Annotated in this window: 17 protein-coding genes; 10 read left to right on the top strand and 7 right to left on the bottom strand. The window is 72.3% G+C overall.

Features of this window, described 5'->3' with window-relative positions; genetic code table 11:
* Positions 1 to 108 precede the first annotated feature (108 nt).
* A complete protein-coding gene (locus D7W79_RS20295) occupies positions 109 to 2,523 on the bottom strand; it encodes a YfhO family protein (RefSeq protein WP_208729781.1) in 2,415 nt (804 codons plus the stop codon).
* 136 nt (positions 2,524 to 2,659) lie between these two features.
* Positions 2,660 to 3,463, bottom strand: a complete 804-nt coding sequence (locus D7W79_RS20290) for a GNAT family N-acetyltransferase (RefSeq protein ID WP_120527036.1) — start codon at positions 3,461 to 3,463, stop codon at positions 2,660 to 2,662.
* Between the two features lie 125 nt (positions 3,464 to 3,588).
* On the opposite strand from D7W79_RS20290, the gene D7W79_RS20285 reads away from it, so the two are divergent.
* Positions 3,589 to 4,017 (top strand): hypothetical protein, encoded by a 429-nt coding sequence (locus D7W79_RS20285; RefSeq protein ID WP_120527035.1) that lies wholly within the window; start codon positions 3,589 to 3,591, stop codon positions 4,015 to 4,017.
* 39 nt (positions 4,018 to 4,056) lie between these two features.
* Here the strand turns inward: D7W79_RS20285 and D7W79_RS20280 are convergent, their stop codons facing one another.
* From D7W79_RS20280 to D7W79_RS20270, 3 genes are all read right to left on the bottom strand, one after another.
* Positions 4,057 to 5,385, bottom strand: coding sequence for a ferritin-like domain-containing protein (locus D7W79_RS20280; protein WP_120527034.1), 1,329 nt, complete (start codon positions 5,383 to 5,385; stop codon positions 4,057 to 4,059).
* Positions 5,386 to 5,520: 135 nt separating this feature from the next.
* Entirely contained in the window at positions 5,521 to 6,270 is a 750-nt protein-coding gene (locus D7W79_RS20275) for an SDR family NAD(P)-dependent oxidoreductase (RefSeq protein WP_120527033.1), read from the bottom strand.
* A gap of 32 nt (positions 6,271 to 6,302) precedes the next feature.
* Positions 6,303 to 7,088, bottom strand: coding sequence for an SDR family NAD(P)-dependent oxidoreductase (locus D7W79_RS20270; protein ID WP_120527032.1), 786 nt, complete (start codon positions 7,086 to 7,088; stop codon positions 6,303 to 6,305).
* Positions 7,089 to 7,188: 100 nt separating this feature from the next.
* On the opposite strand from D7W79_RS20270, the gene D7W79_RS20265 reads away from it, so the two are divergent.
* From D7W79_RS20265 to udk, 3 genes are all read left to right on the top strand, one after another.
* A complete protein-coding gene (locus D7W79_RS20265; protein ID WP_120527031.1) occupies positions 7,189 to 7,641 on the top strand; it encodes a winged helix-turn-helix transcriptional regulator in 453 nt (150 codons plus the stop codon).
* Between the two features lie 34 nt (positions 7,642 to 7,675).
* Positions 7,676 to 9,322, top strand: a complete 1,647-nt coding sequence (locus tag D7W79_RS20260) for an MbnB/TglH/ChrH family RiPP precursor modification enzyme (RefSeq protein ID WP_120527030.1) — start codon at positions 7,676 to 7,678, stop codon at positions 9,320 to 9,322.
* A gap of 68 nt (positions 9,323 to 9,390) precedes the next feature.
* A complete protein-coding gene (gene udk, locus D7W79_RS20255) occupies positions 9,391 to 10,029 on the top strand; it encodes a uridine kinase (RefSeq protein WP_120527029.1) in 639 nt (212 codons plus the stop codon).
* On the opposite strand, the gene D7W79_RS20250 is transcribed toward udk, so the two are convergent.
* Positions 10,030 to 11,082, bottom strand: a complete 1,053-nt coding sequence (locus D7W79_RS20250) for an alpha/beta fold hydrolase (protein WP_216627403.1) — start codon at positions 11,080 to 11,082, stop codon at positions 10,030 to 10,032.
* Positions 11,083 to 11,117: 35 nt separating this feature from the next.
* On the opposite strand from D7W79_RS20250, the gene D7W79_RS20245 reads away from it, so the two are divergent.
* Positions 11,118 to 12,047 carry a hypothetical protein gene (locus D7W79_RS20245; protein ID WP_208729780.1) on the top strand — a complete coding sequence of 310 codons (930 nt, stop codon included), beginning with the start codon at positions 11,118 to 11,120 and terminating at the stop codon, positions 12,045 to 12,047.
* A 63-nt stretch (positions 12,048 to 12,110) separates the two neighbouring features.
* Here D7W79_RS20245 and D7W79_RS20240 read toward each other — a convergent pair whose 3' ends face one another.
* Positions 12,111 to 14,306: an outer membrane protein assembly factor BamB family protein gene (locus tag D7W79_RS20240; RefSeq protein ID WP_120527027.1), complete on the bottom strand. Its 2,196-nt coding sequence runs from the start codon at positions 14,304 to 14,306 to the stop codon at positions 12,111 to 12,113.
* A gap of 97 nt (positions 14,307 to 14,403) precedes the next feature.
* Between D7W79_RS20240 and D7W79_RS20235 the strand changes: the two genes are divergently transcribed.
* Genes D7W79_RS20235 through D7W79_RS20215 form a run of 5 tightly spaced genes read left to right on the top strand, consistent with a single transcriptional unit; the run spans position 14,404 to position 20,045 of the window.
* Positions 14,404 to 16,638: an HTH domain-containing protein gene (locus D7W79_RS20235; RefSeq protein WP_244221868.1), complete on the top strand. Its 2,235-nt coding sequence runs from the start codon at positions 14,404 to 14,406 to the stop codon at positions 16,636 to 16,638.
* Between the two features lie 54 nt (positions 16,639 to 16,692).
* On the top strand, positions 16,693 to 17,610 hold the full coding sequence (locus D7W79_RS20230; RefSeq protein WP_120527026.1) for a HEAT repeat domain-containing protein: 918 nt from the start codon (positions 16,693 to 16,695) through the stop codon (positions 17,608 to 17,610).
* A 3-nt stretch (positions 17,611 to 17,613) separates the two neighbouring features.
* The gene (locus tag D7W79_RS20225) at positions 17,614 to 18,249 is read left to right on the top strand and encodes a hypothetical protein (RefSeq protein WP_120527025.1); all 636 of its coding nucleotides are present in this window, start codon (positions 17,614 to 17,616) and stop codon (positions 18,247 to 18,249) included.
* Positions 18,250 to 18,263: 14 nt separating this feature from the next.
* Positions 18,264 to 19,262, top strand: a complete 999-nt coding sequence (locus D7W79_RS20220) for a biotin--[acetyl-CoA-carboxylase] ligase (RefSeq protein WP_120527024.1) — start codon at positions 18,264 to 18,266, stop codon at positions 19,260 to 19,262.
* A 12-nt stretch (positions 19,263 to 19,274) separates the two neighbouring features.
* Complete coding sequence (locus D7W79_RS20215) at positions 19,275 to 20,045, top strand: type III pantothenate kinase (protein ID WP_120527023.1); 771 nt, start codon at positions 19,275 to 19,277, stop codon at positions 20,043 to 20,045.
* The last annotated feature ends 38 nt before the right edge of the window (positions 20,046 to 20,083 follow it).

Here is a 20,083-nt window from a genome sequence, read left to right as displayed (position 1 = left end):
AGCTAGGCAGCGGGGACGGCCGTCCAAACCCCGGGGCCCTGGGTGGGATTCATGCAGCGTTGAATGGATGACCCTTCGGGAGTCGCCGCGCGGGGTTGCCGCGCGGGGTCAGCTCCCAACTCCGGTGAGGGCACCGGTCTTCCGGGGAAAACGGCGGCGCAGGGCCTCGGCCACCGCGAGTCCCAGGCAGGTCACGGCGCAGAGGCAGACGCCCGGCAGCACGCCCGGCGTGCGGTAGCGCAGCTCGACGCGGTGCGAGCCCCGAGGGGTGGGCACGGCGCGCACCGCCACGTTGGCGGGGAGCAGGCGCGTGGGGGCGCCGTCGAGGAACGCCGTCCAGCCGGGCTGCCATGCGTCGTTGATCAGCAGCACCGCGTCCTCGGAGGTGTCCACGTTCACGACGAGGTGTTCGGGCGCGTCCTCTTCGACGCGGAGGTGGCTTTCCGGTGGCGCATTGCTGGCGGAGGCGAGGGCCAGGCCGCCGCACTCCACCGCGGCCTGCGCGCTGGCGCGGAAGGCCGCATCGCGCAGCAGGTCGAGCGCCGCCGATGCATCCGGCACGCACCGGGGCTTCGCCAGGGACAGGCGTGGCCGGGCGTCCGGGTGTTCCACCAGCAGCAGCTCGAAGGCGGAGTCCCTCGCCACGATGACGCCGGGTTTGTGTTTCAGGGCGTCGTGATCCGCCGGGGTGTAGGCGCTGAAGCGCACGCCGTAGACGGGCAACAGCTCGGTGAAGAGGCCGGGGGTGGCGTCCTGGAGATGCAGCACGCGTGGGCTCGCTGCGGGGAGGTAGGCCTCCGCGGTGCCGATTCCCCACAGCGCGGGACTGTCCGGGGCCAGCATGGCCCGCGACATGAGCGCGACGCTGTCCTGGTACTCGAAGCCTTCGAAGCGCGGCAGGCGGAAGCGCTGGATGCGTGACGCCACGCGGGGAACGGAGGTCCCGGTCCGGTCGGCCCAGGCCTTCACGGTCTCGATGAACGGCGGGGGGCTGTCGAGCAGCTCCTCGGTGCCGAGGATGGAGAGCGGCTCATTCGCCGTGAAGGCCGCGCCCAGTTGCAGCGCCATCAGCACGGCCATGCGCGGACGGGACTCCGCGAGCCCCGGCAGGACGAGCGCGCATCCCACCGCGAGGCCCGCCGCGATGAAGCTCGCGGTGCTGAACGCATGGGAGAGCGTGTCCAGTGTCGCCGCGGGAACCTGGGGCCAGCGCGCGAGCACGAACGCATGCGACCACGCGCCCGCCGTGCGTTCAGCGAGTGCCACGAGGGCCAGGAGCCCGGCGAGGACCCCGGCCGCGCGAGCCGTCCACCGCATGCGCTCCGGCGAGGCCACGACGGCCTTCCATCCGAACCCCGCGAGCAACGCGAGGCCCAGGGACAGATGCACGACCAGCTTCTCCGGATACCGGAATGGCCGCCACAGCGGCAGCACGCGGTAGAGCAGCGCGTAGAAGGGCAGCGCGGAACCCAGGGCCAGCGCGAGCAGCGCGCTCCACGCCGCGACGAACGGAGCCTGGCGGCGGAAGGGGATGAAGCGCAGCCCCGCCACGGCGAGCACGAACACCGGTACGCCGATGAACAGCGACTCCGACCACAGCGTGGAGAAGCCGCCGGTGTGCAGGAGCGGCTTGACGATCTCCTCCGGCACGGCGCGCTCCACAGTGGGGTTCGCCAGGAACGGCCCGAGCAGCAACTCCGGCAGGCGGAGCGGATCCACCGACCAGCGCAGCGCGTCCTCGACGGAGCTCGCGCCCGGAGCACCGCCCGCGAACACCGCCACGCCCGCGAACAACTGCGGCGCGGCCACTCCCGCGCCCAGGGCCACCAGCCCCAACCCCCGCCGCACGAGGACCGCGCGAGGCCCGCCTTCCGTCAGCGCGAGGAACAGCACGAACGCGTTCGCGAACGCATAGGCCCAGGTGTCTCCCGCCAGGAGCACACCTGCGAGACCCAGCGCGGCGACGGCGGCGCGGGCGGGCGTGGCCTCCCGAAGGAAGCGGACCGCGGCCCAGAGCGCGAAGGGCAGGGTGGCGCCCGCCATCAGGTACGCGAGGCTGCTGGTGAGGCTCACCATGTAGCCGCTGAACGCGAACGCGAGTCCGGCGAAGAACGCACCGGCCCGAGGCACCGCGTACAGGCGCAGGAGCGCGTACGTGCCCACGAGCGCGAGCGGCGGACACAGCAGCACGGTGAGCTTCATCGCCGTGCCGGTGGACAGCACGAGCCCCAGCCACTGCGAGGGATGGAACGCGGCGGACAGCATCGTCCCCGGGAAGGACTGGCCCAGGCCGTCGAAGGGATACCAGCCCGGGAAGTCGCCATGGGACACGCGCTCCGCCCAGTAGCGGCGCAGCGGCGCGTAGACGAGCAGCATGTCCCGCCCGGTGAAGACCTGCGCGCTGAAGACGGCCCGGTAGAAGAACAGGCACGTCAGCCCGAGCGCGCCCCCCACGACGGCCCACGCCGCGCGCGGACCCGGGACTCGTGGCTCGGCGCGCTCAGGGGATGCGGGGGGCTCCATCGGGACGCGGATTGTTCCCGGTCGCGGGTGTTCCCGTCCAGCGCGGGAACACCGTCATGCGAGCCGGAGCCCCATGTGACACGCGACTCCGGATCCGCGCTCGAGCCCTGGATGGCCCAGGGCCGCGAGCGAGCGCTCACGCCTCCTTCGCGGGCGCGAAGTACGAGCAGAACGTCGTCACGTCGCGGTAGCCCATGCGGCGGTAGACGGGCGCGCCGGCGGCCGTGGCATGCAGCACCGTGCGCTCCAGCCCCCACGCGCGCTTCGCTTCCTCCAGCGTGTGGCGCAACACGGTCTCCGCGGCGCCCTGCCGGCGGTGCTCCGCGAGCGTCGCCACGAGCGCGATGTAGACGATGCCGTCCACGCGCAGCGCCGCCGTGGTCGTCGCGGGAGCACCGTCGTGACAGCCGACGAAGGCGCGGCACTCGGGGCCGTAGATGCCCGGGGCAGCCAGGGCTTCGCGCCCCATCGCCTGCGGCATGTCGTAGCTAGAGGAGTTCACGTCCGCGATCGCATTGCGGCCCCATTCGTCCCGCACCGGCCGCAGGTCCAGCGACGCCAGGGGGCGCACCGGCTCCCGCAGCCGGTCCGCCACCATGCCTGTCGTGAGCATCCCGGGCTTGAGCCCCCGCGAGGCGAGCAGCGCGTCCGCTTTTTCACGCACCCGCGGGGACAGCCAGTCCGGCGTCAGCGTGAAGGCCCAGCCGTGGGGTCCCTGCGCGAAGTAGCGCGCGGCCGAGTCCACCGCCCGCTCCAGCTCCGCTTCGGTCTCCACGGGCCGGGTCAGGAAGGCCATGTTCATCAGGGACCACGTCACGTGGCCCGCGGTGATGAACACGTCCGCCCGCTCCACGACCTCCCCACCGGGCAGGCCCAGCGCGAACAGCCTCCAGGCTCCACGGAACTGCGCGTGCGATTCGTCGATCTCGGCTCGGGACATGGGCCTGCCTCCAGACGCGTCAAGGGAGTCGGATTCTCCGCATTCGCGGAGGCTCGCGTCTACGTGCGCCAGGGGAGGGGCCCTGCTAAACGACGGCTCGACCCGAGCGCGAGGAGCCGGCCGCGATGAACCCCATGGAAGGACAGCCCTGGCAGACGACGTGCCGGGTGTGCGGCAGGCAGACCTGTCCGAAGCCGGAGGCGGTGGCCTCCTGGATGCGGAGCATGCTGGACCGCGTGCACGGGACGCAGATGCGCGGCGCGGGCCAACGGGGCCTGCGCGAGGCCCTGGCCATGGAGGGCGTGCTCATCACCACGCACCTGGAGGTGTGGTCGCGGGCGCTCGAAGGCGTGTGTCCGGACTGCATCGCGGAAGTGGCTCCGGAGACGGACGCGCGGCTCCAGGATCCGGAGGCGATGCACGAAGCGTCACTGGAGCGCTGGCGCACCTCCGCGCCGGAGCTGGTCAGCGACGCGGTGGAGTCCGCGGTGGACGACGTGCTCCAGGCCGCGCGCGAGGCCGCCACGCGCAACAAGCCCACGAACGGCGCGTGAACGCGAGGGGCCACGCGAACCCGCGCGGCCCCAGCACGCTCAGGCCCACAGCTCCTGCTCCAGCGTGTCGAGCAGCGCTAGCGCGACCTCGGGCGTGGGCAGCCCCGCCTCGGTGACGAGCGCGGCGTCGAGCGGCACCGCGACCTCCGCGCGCAGCAGGGCCACCGCGCGCTTCTGGGCCTCGCGCAGCGACTCCTGCTCCGGAGCGGACAGCCGCGAGCGCACCCACCGGTCGATGTCCCACGACAGGCCCGCGTGCCGCGTCTCGTCCTCGGCGATGCGGACCATGGCCTCTCGCACCTCCGCGTCGCGCGCGTGCAGGGCCTGGTGGTGGGCCACGAGCGCGCCGTACGTCTCGCGCACGCACCCCTCCACGGCGTTGTCCAGCGCCACCGCGTCCAGCGGACGCGGCGGCACGGCCGAGACGGATGGCGGCGGAGGCGTGGCCCCGAAGCGGCGCGCGAGCCTTCCCGTCATCTCCGTGTGCAGGACCTCGTCCACCGCGCTCGCGAGCGCCGCGTCCTGGAGGCTTGCCTCCGCGCCGTGCAGGGCCAGCTCCTCACGCAGCCGCAGGAAGGCGTGGATGGACGCGGCCTCCAGGTGCGCCGTCTGGGCGAAGTAGTGCCCCAGCGCGTCCTCGCAGCCGCCCGCGACCGTGCCATGGAGTCCCACGGGCCGGCGGCCCACGGCGCAGCTCCCGGTGCCCTTCTCCAGTACGTGGTCCTCCACCTCGTTGAGCTTGCCGTCGGCGGACACCCGGACCACGTGCTGCGTCAGGTCGGAGCCCTCGCCGCACGCGAAGCCCTTCGTGCCGACGACGTTGAAGCTGCCATCCTTGTTCCGCTTCACCGCCCCCCGCTCCAGCGTGTCGCAGCTCAGGCTGTAGCCCGCGGCGAAGGTGAGGAGCGCCGCGTCCTGCGCGGTGTCCACGGTGCCGATCAACTGCTGGAGCGACTCCAGCGTCGACCACGTCTTCACCTCGTCGCCACGAGTCGTCGCCAGGAAGTATTTCGAGCAGGCCTGGATGCACGCGTCATTGAAGCCGTCGCTGGAGCGCGCCTCGGCCAGGGAGGTCTGACAGGCGGACACGTTGGTGGCGGTCGCGCACGCTTCTCCGATGGAGACCCGCGTCTCGTAGGTTGCCGGCCCCTCACCGCCGTAGCTCGTGACCTGGCGAAGCGCGACGTAGTCCTGCGCCGGCTGGATGCTCAGGTCGTCGATGGCGGGTACCCCTTGTGGCGTGCACTCGACGTTCGAGTACCCCGTCAGGGTCGTGCTCCCGGTGCCACAGCCCGCCAGCACCAGCGGCGTCGCGAGCGAGGCCCGCAGCGCGCGAGAGAAGAGATGCCGCAACCGGTTCGTGTTCATGGACGACTCCGTAGGACGAGGTGTCCCGCGAGCAGAGCAATGGCGATGCCATCGCCGTGCTCCCTCTGCGAGACGCCGTCCCACGGGGGTGTCCGCGCGCTCGGAAAGCTGAGGCGCCTTCAGAAACCTGAGGCCCTAGAACGATTCCTTGAACGGCCGCAGGTCCACTTCCTGTGTCCACGCGGAACGGTGCTGACGGTGCAGCTGCCAGTACGTCTCCGCGATGGCGTCGATGTGGAGCAGCCCGTCCTCGCCCAGCGCCTTCACCCGCTCCGGGGCCAGCGTGTGCAGCCGCTCACCATCGATGCCGCCGTCGATGAGGACGTGCGCCACGTGCAGCCCCTGCGGGCCGAACTCGCGCGCCATGCTCTGGGAGATCATCCGCAGGCCCGCCTTCGCGGCGGCGAACTGCGCGAAGCCCGCCCGGCCCCTCAGGCTGGCCGAAGCGCCGGTGAAGAGGACGGTGCCCCGGCCCAGGGGCACCAGCCGCCGGGCCGCCTCGCGTCCGACGAGGAAGCCGCCGAAGCAGCCCACCCGCCAGAAGTCCTCGAACGTCGCGGCGTCCAGGTCGCGGAAGGGCACCTGCCGGTTGTTGCCGGCGTTGAACACGACCAGGTCCACGGGGGCGAAGCCCTCCCCCGGAGACAGGGCCCGGTCGAACAGCCGCGCGACGTCCGCCTCCTTCGTCGCGTCCGTGAGGATCGCCTCGCCGCTGCCCCCGGCGGCGGTGAGCCCCGCGACCACGCGGTCCAGCTTCTGACGCGTGCGTCCGGCGACGAGCACGTGGTGGCCTTCCAAGGCGAACTTCCGGCACAGGGCCGCGCCCAGGCCCTGTTCAGCGCCGACGCCCACGACGACCGCGGTGGGCTTGAGGGAGGAGGTCATCGAGAGGCTCCGGGGAGAGAGGACGGCCCGTATCAAACCGGCTGGGGCGTGCGGAACAAGGGCGCACCCAATGCCGCGCCGTTGACGCCGCCGTCGACGAACAGATCCTGGCCGCTCACGTAGGACGCATCCTCGGATGCGAGAAAGAGCACCGTCCTCGCGATCTCTTCCGGCCGGCCCATGCGCCCCATGGGGATGGTGGCGGACATGCCGCGCTCCATCTTCGCGAAGGCCTCCGGCGTGGGGGCGTTCTTCTCCCAGATGGGCGTGTTCGTCGCGCCGGGGGACACGACGTTGACGCGGATGCCCCGGGGGGCGAGCTCCGCGGCCAGCACGCTCGCCATCGCCTTCAGCGCGCCCTTGCTCGCGGCATAGGCCGAGTACCCCGGCATGCCCAGCTCACTGTGCACCGAGCTGGTGAGGATGACCGACGCGCCGGGCTTGAGGTGCGCCGCCGCGGCCTGCACCGTGAAGAACACGCCGGTGACGTTGGTCTGGAGGACGGACGCGAACGCCTCGTGCGTCGTCTTCCCCACGAACGTCTGCGCCGCGATGCCCGCGTTCGCGAACACCACGTCCAGCCCGCCGAACCGCTCCACCGTCGCCGCCACCGCGCGCTCCAGCGCCGCCGGATCCGTGGCGTCCGCCTGCACCGCCAGCACGTTCGCGCCCAGCTCCTTCACCGCCGCGTCCAGCGTCTCCCGGTTGCGCCCGGTGATGGCCACCCGAGCCCCCTCCGCCACGAACAGCCGCGCCGTCGCCAGCCCGATGCCGCTGTTGCCGCCCGTGATCAGCGCCGTCTTTCCCTTGAGCCGCATCTGAGTGCCTCCCGCTGAATTGGTTTCATCATGAAACCAATCGCCGGATGAATAAAGGCCCTGGTTTCGTTATGCAACCAGTTATGGGAAGGAGGCGGCGATGAAGCGGACGAGCATGGAAGGGGTGATGTGCCCGGTGGCGCGGTCCCTGGACGTCATCGGGGACTGGTGGTCGCTGCTCATCGTGCGCGACGCGCAATCCGGCCTGCGCCGCTTCGGTGAGTTCCAGAAGAGCCTGGGCGTGGCGAAGAACATCCTGGCCCAGCGCCTGCGGCACCTCGTGGAGCACGGGATCCTCGAAACCCAGCCGGCCTCCGACGGCAGCGCCTGGCAGGAGTACGTGCTGACGGAGAAGGGGAGGAGCCTCTTTCCCATCCTGGTCGCGTTGGGCCAGTGGGGCCAGCAGCACTGCTTCGAGGCGGGAGAGCCGCGCACCCGGGTGCTCGACAAGGCGCACGGGCAGCCGGTGAAGCCGCTGGAGGTGCGCGCGGCGGACGGCCGGGTGCTGACGGTCCAGGACGTGCGTCTGGAGCGGCCGCCCCCACAAGGCTAGCGCCACCCGGAGGCGGGCTGGTTAGGGTGTGCCCATGACGCGCCCTGCATCGGATTCGTGGTCACTGCCCTGGATGGGGCTGGGGCTGAGCAGCAACCTGAGCGCCTCGGACGTGCCGCATCCGTACCGGTTGCTCGACGCCTCGCCCGGCCTCTTCGACTTCGTGGAGTACAGCGCGCCCATCGCGCTGGAAGAGGCCAAGGCGCAGGCCACGCTCTTTCCGGAGATGTGGCGCCGGCGCTCGGAGGTGCCGGTCCTCTTCCATCCCGTGCACCTGAACCTGTGGGGCCCGGAGCTGGAGCCCGCGTCCGCGCTCGCGCAGCTGGACGCGCATGCGCGCGCGGTGGGCAGTCCATGGGTGGGCAACGACGTGGGCTGGTGGCACGCGGGAGGCCAGCCCTTCCCGGGCTACCTCTACGTCACGCCACCGTTCAACGAAGCGGGCGTGCGGGACAGCGCGGCGCACGCGCTCCACATCCAGGCGGGCTTGAGCGTGCCGCTGGTGATCGAGAACCCCGCCGTCCTCGCCACGCGCGGCGGCCTGCACGCGCTGGACTTCATGGCGAAGCTGCACGCGCGCACGGGCCTGCCGCTGCTCCTGGACCTGGGCCACCTCTTCAGCCACCAGCTCTCCGCGGGGCTGCCCCTGCGCACGGGCCTGGACGGCTTCCCGTTGGAGCAGGTGATGGAGATCCACATCGCGGGCGGCGTGGTGACGCGCAGGGGAGGGCGGACCTTCTACGTGGATGACCACACGCAGCCCGTGCGCGAGGAGCTGTTCGAGCTGCTGGCGGAGGTGCTCCCGCGCTGCCCGCGCCTGCGCGCCGTCACCTTCGAGGGCGACGGCCATCCGCCGGAGGTGGCGCTCGCGTCGCTGCGGCGGCTGCGCGCGCTCGTCCCGAAGGAGTCCCGGCCCGCCATCGCCTTCCCCGCGTCGCGCGAGCCCGTGCCCGCGCTCACCGGGGAGAGCCGCCCGTGGGCGCTGTTCGACGCGGGCCACGGCGTCACGCCGGCCACGGAGGACGCGGACCCCGAGGGCACGCGCGCGGACCGGGACTTCCGGCTGGCGGTGGTGGCCGAGCAGCTGGACAGGGACTGGCCCCTGACGCGCCTCTTGCTCGCGGCGACGCCGGAGGGGCTGGAGTCCTTCACCCGCTCGCGCGAGTACCGCGGCCTCTTCGACGGGCTGGGCAGGTCGCTGTCCCACGCCTTCGCGTCCTGGGCGCGCAAGCGCGTGATGGCCGCGCCGTCGGACGGGGTGGCCGCCGCGCTGTCGCTGGAGATGATGCTGCCGCACGCCTTCCTCCAGGAGCCCCCGGCCCCCGGCCCGGGCCAGGTGGCGCTGGCCGAGGACGTCCGCCTGGGCGCCTTCCCCGCGGACCTGACGGAGCTCGTCTTCGCCTCACGGGCGTTGCGGCGCCACCTCACCGGCCGTGCGTGGGCCTGCGGGGCCCTGGAGGTGTCCGGCCTGGAGGCCCTGGCGCAGGTGGCGGCCCGGCCGGGCCCGGGCCCGTGGCGCTTCGCCATCCGCCGCAAGGGGACGGGCTTCGAGGTCCTGACGCTGCCGCCCGAGGTGGCCGCGGGGCTCCAGGGGCTCGCGGACGGCCCGCGTCCGGTGGAGGACCTGCCCGCGTGGCTGCTCGCGGAAGGGCAGGCGCGCGGGCTCTTGCGGCGGGCATAAGCAACGCGCGGTGTCTGGGAGTCAACGGACCCTTGCGCCCACCTGTCTGGTGGGGTACTGCCCGCCGCATGTCGTCACCCCTCGTCGTTGGCATCGCGGGCGGCACCGCATCCGGCAAGACCACGGTGGCCCGCAAGGTGCGTGAGGCCCTCGCCGACTGCCGGGTCGCCTTCATTGATCAGGATTCGTACTACCGGGACCTGAAGGACATGCCCCTGGTGGACCGGCGGGAGGTGAACTTCGACCATCCCGACGCGTTCGACACGGAGCTGCTGGTCAGCCACCTGCGCGCGCTCAAGCAGGGCCACGCCATCCAGAAGCCCGTCTACGACTTCGTGACGTCCGGCCGCCAGCCGCACACGCACCGCGTGGACCCCGGGGACATCATCCTCATCGAGGGCATCCTCGTGCTGCACATGAAGGAAGTGCGCGACGTGATGGACGTGAAGATCTACGTCGACGCGGACGACGACCTGCGCATCCTTCGCCGCCTCACCCGCGACATCAAGGACCGCGGCCGCGACTTCGACCACGTGGTGGGCCAGTACCTGCGCCACGTGCGCCCCATGCACATGGGCTTCGTGGAGCCGTCCAAGCACCACGCGGACATCATCATCCCGCACGGCGGCAACAACGACATCGCCATCGGGATGCTCGTGGGCGCGCTCCGGGCGCGGCTCGCCACCCAGCACCAGTCGCAGCGCTAGTCAGCCGCGAAGCCAGCGCAGGAAGTCCTGCACCGGTCCCTTGAGCCGGTGCGCGTCCGCCAGCAGGGTGCCGTGGTCTCCCGGCCCCTGCAGCTCCACGAACCGTGCCTGCACGCCCGCCGCCGTCAGCTGGTGGTACGTGTCCCGCACGCGGCCCGCCGGTGCCAGCGCGTCCGTCGCGCCCGCGAGCAGCAGCACCCGCGCGCGGATCCGCGAGAACGTCTCCGTCAGGTCGCAGCCCGCGTACGCGGAGCAGAGCATCGACCACGCCACCGGGTCGAACGTGTCCGCGAACGACGCGGCCTCCGCCTCCAGCGCCGCCTGCGCCGCCGCGCTGTCCGGATACGCCGTGCCCAGGTGGTCACGCCCGTAGAGCAGCTTGAGGTAGTCCAGCCGCAGCCGCGCCAGCGTCCGGTTCGGCGCGCGCTCGCGCAGGGGCGGGGTGTCCTCGTTGTCGGGCGCCATGCGCAGCACCTGCGACGTGAGGCCCAGCTTCTCGCGCAGCCCCTCCGGCAAGGCCCGCGCCGCGCCCAGCACCACCACGCCGTCCGCCAGCTCCGGGAACAGCGCCGCGAGCCGCAGCGCGACGAGCCCGCCCAGGCCCACGCCCACCAGCGCCCGCACGTGCGTGAGCCCCAGGGCCTTCAGCAGCGCGGACACGCCGCGCGCCATGTCCAGCACGGTGATGGGCGGCATCGCCGTGCCCCACGGCGCCCCGCTGTGCGGATCCGGCGTCACCGGCGACGTGGAGCCGAACGGGCTGCCCAGCAGATTGGGCACGATGACCGGCGTCACCTCCGGATCCAGCGCCTTGCCCGGGCCGATCAGCTCGCGACCCCAGCCCGAAGGTTGGAACGCACCGTTCACTTCCGTGCTCAAGGCCTGGTGGGAATGGGACAGGTCGTGCAGCACCACCACCGCTTTGCCATCAGACGGTTTCCCGAAGGCCTGCCAGGCAATCTGGGGGCTTCCCAGCAGCTCTCCTTCCTCCAGCGGAAGGGGCACGGTGAACAGGTGGATTCCCTCGGCCTGGGGCACGATGATGCGGCTCATATCATTGCCTGCCCGAACGCACAGGAGCCTGTCGCTTGAAGCGCTACTTCGGAATCATCGTTGTCATCGCCCTGGTGATCGTCGCCGCGGTGGCGAGTCACCGCACTGCCTCCGCCCGGGCACTGGAGGCGGAGCGGGACGCGGACTTCCGCCGCATCCAGTCCGTCTACCTGGAGCGCGTGGGCTGGATGCGCACCAACCCGGATGAGGCGTCCTACCGGGACGAGCTGAAGTCCTTCTTCAAGGCGTACTTCGACGACGTCGACGGCCACCTGGACCGCTTCCACGGCAACAAGAAGTTCGACAGCTACCTGGCGGAGCTGGAGCAGCGCGAGGCGTCGGGCGGAGAGAAGAAGGACAACCGCGCTGGAGACCGCAAGGCCTTCTACGAGTACGCGCGCAAGCAGTTCGACGCCCTGCACGAGGGCCGCTACCGCCCGGTGTGGACCGCCACGGACAAGGGCATGCGCCTGGACGTGGTGTCCAACGACGTGGTGATGGTGATGGGCAAGCCGCAGATCCGCCTGCAGCTGGTGCTCTGGGGCGCGCAGCGCGTGGAGAAGGACGAGGGCAAGGTGAAGAAGATGGTCACCAGCGCCGCGTTCGACACGGTGTGGAAGCTCACCGACGCGAAGGGCAAGCTCCTGGGCGAGATGCGCGGCGCGGATCCGTCGATGAAGATCGACTACCCGGAGCGCCTCATCGCGGAGTTCCCCCCGCAGATGGTGCTGGGCCACTACGACCTGGACCTGCTGCCCGCGGACGTGGCGAAGCTGGAGATGACCATCAACGTCGCCTCGCACGCGCCGTCCGGCGGCAACGCCAACGCCACCTACGTGTGGAAGCTGGACGTGCCGTCGGAGTGGAAGCTGGGCGCCAACGAGACGTGGGAAGGCGCCACGCAGGAGGAGCGGCCGGAGGAGGAGATCGACCCGGCCAAGGCCTCCGCCAAGAAGGGCGAATAGCCCTTCGTGGCTCCGAAGAAGGGCGAATAGCCCCTCGTGGCTCCGAAGAAGGCGGAGTAGCGCCTACTTCACCACGGCGAAGTGCGACCCCAGCCGGTACGCGGACAGCGTGCCGGCGTCGTCCAGGAAGTACAGGTTGAGGCGCACGTCGGCCTGGAGCGCGACGAGCCCCACCCCCGCGCTCACCTCCGCGAGCACCTGTCCGCCGCGAGGATCCACCGCGCGCACCACCTCTCCCGCGATGAGGGTCACGTCGCGGGCGGTGCGCGCGGGCAGCGCGGTGATCAGCGGCTCGCCCGCGGCCCCCACGTGCCAGTCCACCTGTCCGGACAGGGCCACGCGGGCGGCGGCCCCGGACGCGCTCGTCACCACCACCGCGCGCGGCAGCGGCGCCAACGCGTAGGGCCCGGGCCCCAGGTGCAGCGCTCGCTCCCAGACCTTGCGCCCGCGCGCGTCCAGACACACCAGGAACCCGTCCTGGTCGCGCATCCCGGCCAGTAGCACGCGCTGGCCCACCGGCAGCGGCGTGGAGGGCAGGGTGAGGCCCGGCTCGAACGTCCACTGCGCCTCGCCGGTGTGCGCGTCCGCCAGCAGCAGCGCGTGATGCGAGCCGCGTCCCAGGAGCGCCAGGAAGCGCCGGCCCCATGCCACCGGAGGCCCATGGAAGGGCAGCGGTGAGCGCAGCCGGTAGCGCACCTGACCGTCCTCCAGGTCCAGGCCGTACAGGTAGCCCGAGTCCGTGGACAGGAGCGCCCGGTGTCCCTGCGTGGCCAGCCATCCGCGCTGCGTGCGCGGCGGGGCCAGGCGCCACACCTCGCGGCCCGAGGCCTCCGCGAAGGCCACCGCCGTGCGGTCCTCCGACAGCGTCAAGAGCAGCCCGTCCTGGCGCAGGAGCAGCGGTCCCAGGGGGATGCCGTCATGGTCGTGCAGCCACCGCGCGCCCGCGCCCCGGCCGGTGAAGCCGTACACGCGCGTCCCGTCCGCCGCCACCGCGTGGCCATCCGCGGACGCCGCCACGCCCAGCGACGCGGCCCGCCGCCACAGGAGCGCGCCGTCCTTGCGTGAGAACGCGCCCGCGAGCCCCGGCGCGCAGTACACCGGTCCGTGCCGGCCCAACAGCAGCCGCGCGTCCTCCGGCTCCTCCAGCCCGCGCTGCTCCCACAGCTTCTCGAAGCGCAGACGCTTGAGCTTGCCAGGCACCTTCAGCGGACGGGACTCGGCGCGCGCGGGCGGGCTCTTGCGCTCGCGGGCCTCGCCCTCGGCCTCGGGCGGCTTGTGGGCCCCCCGCAGGTGCGACAGTCCCTCGCGGCAGCGCTCCGCCAGCTCCACGAGGTACGGGTTGGAGGCCTGGACCCGGTGCGCCTCCGCGAACGCCAGCCCCAGCGCCTCGCCCAGCTGGAAGAGGGCGGACAGCAGCTCCGCGGGCTCCAGCTCGAACCAGGCCCCGGTGGGCCCCAGCTTCGCCCGCCGTCCGGGGAGGTCCAGCGTCAGCAGGGGGCGCACGCCCGCGGGCTCGAACTCGAAGCGGGCCTCGCCCAGCTCCACGGCCCGCGCCAGCTCCACGGCCTGCCGGGACAGCTCCAGCACCGTGAGGAACGGCGGCCCCTGCGCGCGCCACGCCTGCGGCCGTCCGGGCAGCGCCAGCCACACCTCGCCCGCGCCCAGCAGCGGCGCCAGCGCCCCGGAGGTGCCCTTCGACGGCGTCTCCCGCGCGGCGGGGGAGATGTCCTTCAGCTCGAAGCCGAACCCCGGCACGGAGACGGGCTCAATCCGAAGCGGGGTGGGGGCGACGGGCGGCCCTTCCGCGTGCGGGGCGGCCTTGCCCAGCCCCTTGAGCGCCTCGCCCAGCTTCCGCGCGGCCGCGGCGGACAGGGCCCTGGGCGCGAGCTTCGTCACGTCCAGGAGGAAGCGCTGGCCGCTCTGGCGCGTGGCCTTCGTCAGCTCCTCGGCGTCCACCCGGATGGGCGGGCGCAAGAGGTGGGCGGGCCGGGCGAGGCTGGCCACCGACAGCTCGATGTCCGGCCCGACGCGCCGCAACACCAACTCCAGGTGTGCCTCCGTCAGCGACACCTGCGCCAGCCGCCGCTTCCCCGCGTGCAGGGCCGCCACCGCCTCCACCAGCGCGGGGACGACCTCCGCCAGGGGCTCCTCCACCGCCCCGGACAGCAGGTTCACGCCGTCGAGTTCCAGCGCGATGGAATCGAGCGGGGAAGCTGACGGTTCGCGCTTCCAATGGTGTCCGATGCGGAGCCGGGTCATTGACATTCGTTGACAAGCAAGTTTAGCGGTGGCTAGCATCCGCCGCCCATACGGACCTACATTTTTGTAACCGTTCGGAATTCTTGGGGAATACTCGATGACATTTTACGAGGCCGCGCTCAGGGTACTGGAGAGCGAAGGTCGCCCCCTGCATTTCCTTGAAATCACGGAGAAGTCCATCCAGCTGAGCCTGCTGTCCCACATTGGCAAGACGCCCGAAGTGACGATGCTGTCGCGGCTGGCTGCCATGGCGCGGAGGACGCGGGATCGCAAGGTGATCGTCACGGCGAAGGATACCTTCGCGCTGACGGACTGGTCGCTCTCCGAGGACGTCGAGGCACTTGCACAGACGGGCGTGATGGAGCCGCATCCGGAGGAGGAGCTTCCTCCGCTGCGGCCGGTGGAGCGCCACCCGGAGCCTCGCACGGACAACGTCCGCGCGTCGGGCCGGGGCACGGAGCGCAAGCGCCGCCGGGACGAGGGCGACGAGGAGCGGGGTGGACGCCGCAAGCGCTTCCCGCCGCTGCCGGAGGTCGTGTTCGAGATCCTCAGCGAGGCGGAAGCCGGGCTGCGCACGGATCAGCTCATCGAGCGCGCCAAGGCGAAGGAGCTGTGCGCCGAGGAGACCACGGTGGAGGCGGTGCTCACCGCCCTGCTGGAGGACAACCAGCGCCGCATCGACGCGGGCCGCCGGCCCCAGTACGCCTTCAACCAGGAGACCGGAGAGGTGTCCCTGGAGCGCGCGGGCGCGCCGAGCGAGGCGCCGCCCCTGGAGCTCCAGGCCGCCTTCGCGCAGGCCCTGGGCATCCCGCTGGAGGGGGGCCGCCCGGTGCTGGGCAAGCCCGCCGCCGCCGGGGAGCCGCTGGTGGACGAGGCCCTCATCACCACCGCGCGCACGGCCCTCAAGGACGCGCGCCGGGCGGTCGCTCGCGGGCTGCGCAAGCGCCTGGGCGACGCGGACGTGGGCACCTTCGAGAAGTCCGTCGTGAAGAGGATGCACGGGCTGGGCTTCCGCGAGCTGAAGGTCGCCAAGCGCTCCAAGGAAGGCCCCCTGCTCACGGCGCGCAAGCGCGAGGGCAGCGTGGAGCTGCGCTACGCGGTGCGCATGCTCAAGGGCATGCCGGGCGTCGACCGCAAGACGGTGCAGGAGCTGCGCAGGGACCTGGGCCACTACTCGGCGCAGGTGGGCCTGCTGGTGAGCGCGGGCGAGGTGCGCGGCGACGCGCGCTCCGAGGCGCAGGCCAGTGGCTCGCTGGTGATGCTGTGGTGCGGGGATGCCCTGGGCGAGAAGTTCCTGGAGGCGAAGACCGCCGTCACCGTCACCCAGGTGGAGCTGTACGACATCGACGAGCGCTTCTTCGAGGCCGCGAAGCTGGACGCCGAGGAGGCCCAGCGCCGCCGCGAGGAGCGCAAGAGCGAGAAGCAGGCCCGCGAGGAGGGCGGTGGCGAGGTGGAGGTCGCCGCCACCACCGAAAAGCCGGAGCGCCCGGAGCGTCCCGAGCGCGGTGACCGTGCGGAGCGCGCCGAGCGCCGCCGCGACCGTCAGCGCGAACGGGCCGAGGCCCGCGACGCCGCCCAGACCGGCACCGAGGGCTCCGAGGCCAAGGCCTCGCCGGTGGCCCCCGTGCCGCCGGCCGCCGCCGGGTTCACGCCCACGTCGGAGGAGGACGAGTCCGAGGAGGGCGACGACGAGGGTGAGGACGAGGACCTGGAGGCCGCCAGCGCCTTCGTGGGTGGAGCCAAGGAGGGCGCCGAAGCCGGCTCCGCCGAGGCCAACGCCTCCGAGCGCAAGCGCCGCCGCCGCCGTCGCCGGGGCCGTCGCGGCCGTGGCACGCGCGGAGCGGATGGCTCGCCCACGGGCGAAGCTGGTGCCGCTCCGGGTGAAGCCGGTGCCAGCGCGGATCAGAACGGGGCAACGCCAGCGGTCGCCTCCGGTGAAGGCTCGGGTGCCATCACCGCGCCGTCGCCGGGGGGAAGCGTCACCGGTGAGCAGGTCGCGCTCGCGGGTGAGGCCCTGCCGGCGACGGACGCGTCCGCCAGCCCTGCGCACGGGGAGGCCGCCGCCACGCCGCCCGCAGTGGGCAACGTCTGGCAGGCGGGCGAAGCGGTGCAGGCCCCGCCGGAGTCCGACGAAGCCGCGCGGGCACGGGCCGATGCCGCCCACGCCGCGTCCGATGCGGTGACCCCGGTCGCGGGGCAGGCGCTGCCTCCGGAAGAAGCCACCGCCGAGGCGTCCTCGCAGCCCGCGGAAGTCCGCGAGGCCCGCGAGGTGCACGAGGCGCCGGTGGCCCCCGGGACGGATGGCTCGTCCGAGGGCAACAAGGAGGGCTGATCCCCCGCACGGAATCAGGTGCGGTGGACGCGGGAGTGTTAGCCTGGGGGGGCCATGAAGCCGGCCCTGCTGCTTACCTCCTGCGTGCTGTTCCTCGGGGCCTGCCGCTCGCAGGCCCCGCGCTATCCGGTGGCGCCGGTGGAGCTGGCCGGGGACACCCTGCGGGACAACGCCCTCCTGGGTTTCGGTCCGGAGGGCGTGCGGGACCTGTTCGACGACGCGCTGGAGTCCTCCGGCCGCTTCGAACTGGTGGGTGACGAGCTCCCCAAGAAGGCCCGTCCCTGGCGCCTCTCGCTGGAGGTGCCCTTCACCCGCGAGGTGCTGAAGGACGGCAACCCCCACAGCTTCGCGGAGGTGGGCGCCAACCTGTCCCTGGAGCGCTTCGGCGGCAACACGCCCCAGCGCTACGAGGTCGTGGGCCTGGGCGAGGCGGCCGTGGAGGAGGAGTCGGCGGAGGGGCGGCGGACGGCCATGCGCGCCGCGCTGGAGAGCGTGCTGCGGCAGGTGACGGAGTCCGCGGTGCTGCAGCTCGCCGCGTTGGACCGCGCGGACGAGGCGCTGGTGGCGGACCTCCAGGCCACCGACTCGCGCGTCCGCGAGTTCGCCCTCCGGACGCTGGCCGAGCGCAAGCACCCGGCCGCCGCGCCGCTCTTGATTGAGCGCCTCAAGGACACCAGCGACGCGGAGCAGGTGCGCCGCACCATCGGCGCGCTGGCGGAGATGAAGGCGAAGAGCGCGGTGCCGGCGCTCATCGACCTGGCGCGCGGCCGCGACTCGGGCTTCCTGCAGGAGATCGTCTTCGCGGTGGGCGAGATTGGCGGCCCGGAGGCGGAGGCGTACCTCTACACGGTGGCCCAGGGCCACGACACGCCGTCGGTGCAGGCCGCCGCGCAGCAGGCGTTGGACACGCTCTACGCATCACGCAACCACGCAACCGCGGAGGCGCGTGGCCAGAGCCACGCGGACCCCTAGCGCATGAAGCAGTCGTCCCTGAAGCAATCGCTGTCGATGGTGGGGGGCCTGGCCCTCCTGGCCTCCACGCTGGTGGGCTCCGGCTGCGCGAAGCGCGTCGAAGCGGACGCGCGCACCTCGCCCGAGTCCATCGCCCAGTACTACCCGCTGGCCGTGGGCAACGCGTGGACGTACCGCATTGACGGCCGCGACGACAAACCCGTCACGGTGGAGATCGTCAAGGAGCAGGACGGGTACTTCGTGGACAACCAGGGTGGCCAGCTCACGGTGGATGCCTACGGCCTGCGCGACCCCAAGCGCTACCTGCTGCGCGGCCCGCTGGAGGCCGGGCGCGGCTGGAACAACGTCGTCTCCGTGTCCTCCACGGAGCGCTACCAGCTGGTGCAGGTGGGCTTCGCCTGCAAGGTGCCCGCGGGCTCCTTCCCCAACTGCGTGAGCGTGGAGGGCCGCAACAAGGTGGACGCGCAGACGACGCTCGTGAACACGATGACCTTCGCCGCGGGCGTGGGCCTGGTCCGCGTGGACGTGGCCACGGAGCACGAGGGCAAGCGCGTGCCGCAGACGGAGCTGGAGCTCATCTCCTACAAGGCGGATGGCGCCGGCGCCGCGAAGACGCCTGCCGCGCCCGCGCAGGACTGAACCGGCCCGCTCTCGTGGAGACGACCGAGCTCACGCAGGACGCGCGCATCCTGAACTTCCTCGCCGAGGGCGGGGAGGGCTTCATCTCCGGCGAGGCGCTGTCCACCCGGCTGGGCCTGTCGCGCACGGCGGTGTGGAAGCACGTGGAGGCCCTGCGCCTGAAGGGCTACCGCATCGAAGCCGTGCCCGCGAAGGGCTACCGGCTGGTGGGCCGGCCGGACCGGCTCTCCGCGCTGGAGGTCCACCCGCTGCTCGCCACGCGCGCGGTGGGCCGTGTGCTGCATCACCACGACACCATCGGCTCCACCAACGCGGCGGCCTTCCGGCTGGCCCAGGACGGCGCCGCGCACGGCACGGTCGTCGTGGCCGAGCAGCAGACGGCGGGGAAGGGGCGCCGGGGCCGGGCCTGGGTGTCGCCGCCGAACCTCAACCTGTACTTCTCCGCCATCCTGCGCCCGGAATTGCCCCCGCAGCGCGCGCCGGAGCTGACCCTGGTGGCCGCCGTGGCCCTGGCGGAGACGCTGCGCGAGGCGGGCGCCGACGCCGCCATCAAGTGGCCCAATGACGTCCAGATTTCCGGCCGGAAGGTGGCCGGCATCCTCACGGAGCTGTCCGCCGAACCCGAGCGCGTGCACTTCGTCATCGTGGGCGTGGGCGTGAACCTCAACTCCGGGGAGGAGCACTTCCCGGAGGAGCTGCGCGCCACGGCGACGTCGCTCGCCCTGGCGCTGGGGCGGCCCGTGGCCCGCGCGCCCTTCGCCGCGGCCCTGTGGACCCGGCTGGAGACCTGGCTGGACACGTACCTGGCCACCGGCTTCGACGCGGTGCGCACCCGGTGGAAGGCGCTCTCCAGCACCCTGGGGGTGCCCGTCCGGGTGCGGACGGACCGGGGGGACTGGGAGGGGTTCGCGGAGGACATCGACCCCACGGGCGCCCTCATGGTTCGCATGGCGGACGGCCGCGTGGAGCGCGTGCTGGCGGGGGACGTGGAGCAGCTGCGCCCCCAGCGCTAGAGTGCGCAAGCGATGCTCCTGGCCATCGACGTCGGCAACACCAACACCGTCCTGGGCGTGTACGAGGGCCGGCGGCTGCTGGACCACTGGCGCCTGGAGACGAGCGCCCGCAGGAGCGCGGACGAGTACGGCATCGTCGTGCGCCAGCTCTTCTCGTGGAGCGGCATCGACGCGAACCAGGTGAAGGCCGTGGCCGTGTCCAGCGTGGTGCCGCCGCTCCAGTTCATCCTGGAGAAGATGAGCGAGCGCTACTTCAAGACGCGCCCCATGTTCGTGGGCCCGGGCGTGAAGACGGGCATGCCCATCCTCTACGACAACCCGCGCGAGGTGGGCGCGGACCGCATCGTCAACGCGGTGGCCGCCTACGAGAAGCACCACCGCGGCCTCATCGTGGTGGACTTCGGCACCGCGACGACGCTGGACGCGGTGACGCCCAAGGGCGAGTACCTGGGCGGCGCCATCTGCCCCGGCATCAACATCTCCATGGAGGCCCTGTTCCAGAACGCCTCCAAGCTGCCTCGCGTGGAGTTCGCGCGCCCGCCGCACGTGGTGGGCCGCAACACCGTGCACTCCATGCAGTCCGGGCTGGTCCACGGCTACGTGAGCATGGTGGACGGCATGTGCGCGCGCATGGAGGCGGAGATGGGCTTCTCCGCGAAAGTGGTGGCCACCGGGGGCCTGGCCCCGCTGGTGGCCAGTGAATCGAAGGCCATCCAGGAGGTGGATGAGTTCCTCACCCTGGAGGGGCTGCGCATCATCTACGGAAGGAATCACGCGTCATGAGCACCGCCTCCGCCGACCCCAGCATTCCGGCCCCGCCC

The organism is Corallococcus exercitus, assembly GCF_003611585.1.
Lineage (GTDB): Bacteria > Myxococcota > Myxococcia > Myxococcales > Myxococcaceae > Corallococcus > Corallococcus exercitus.
This window is presented reverse-complemented; position numbering and strand designations above follow the sequence as displayed.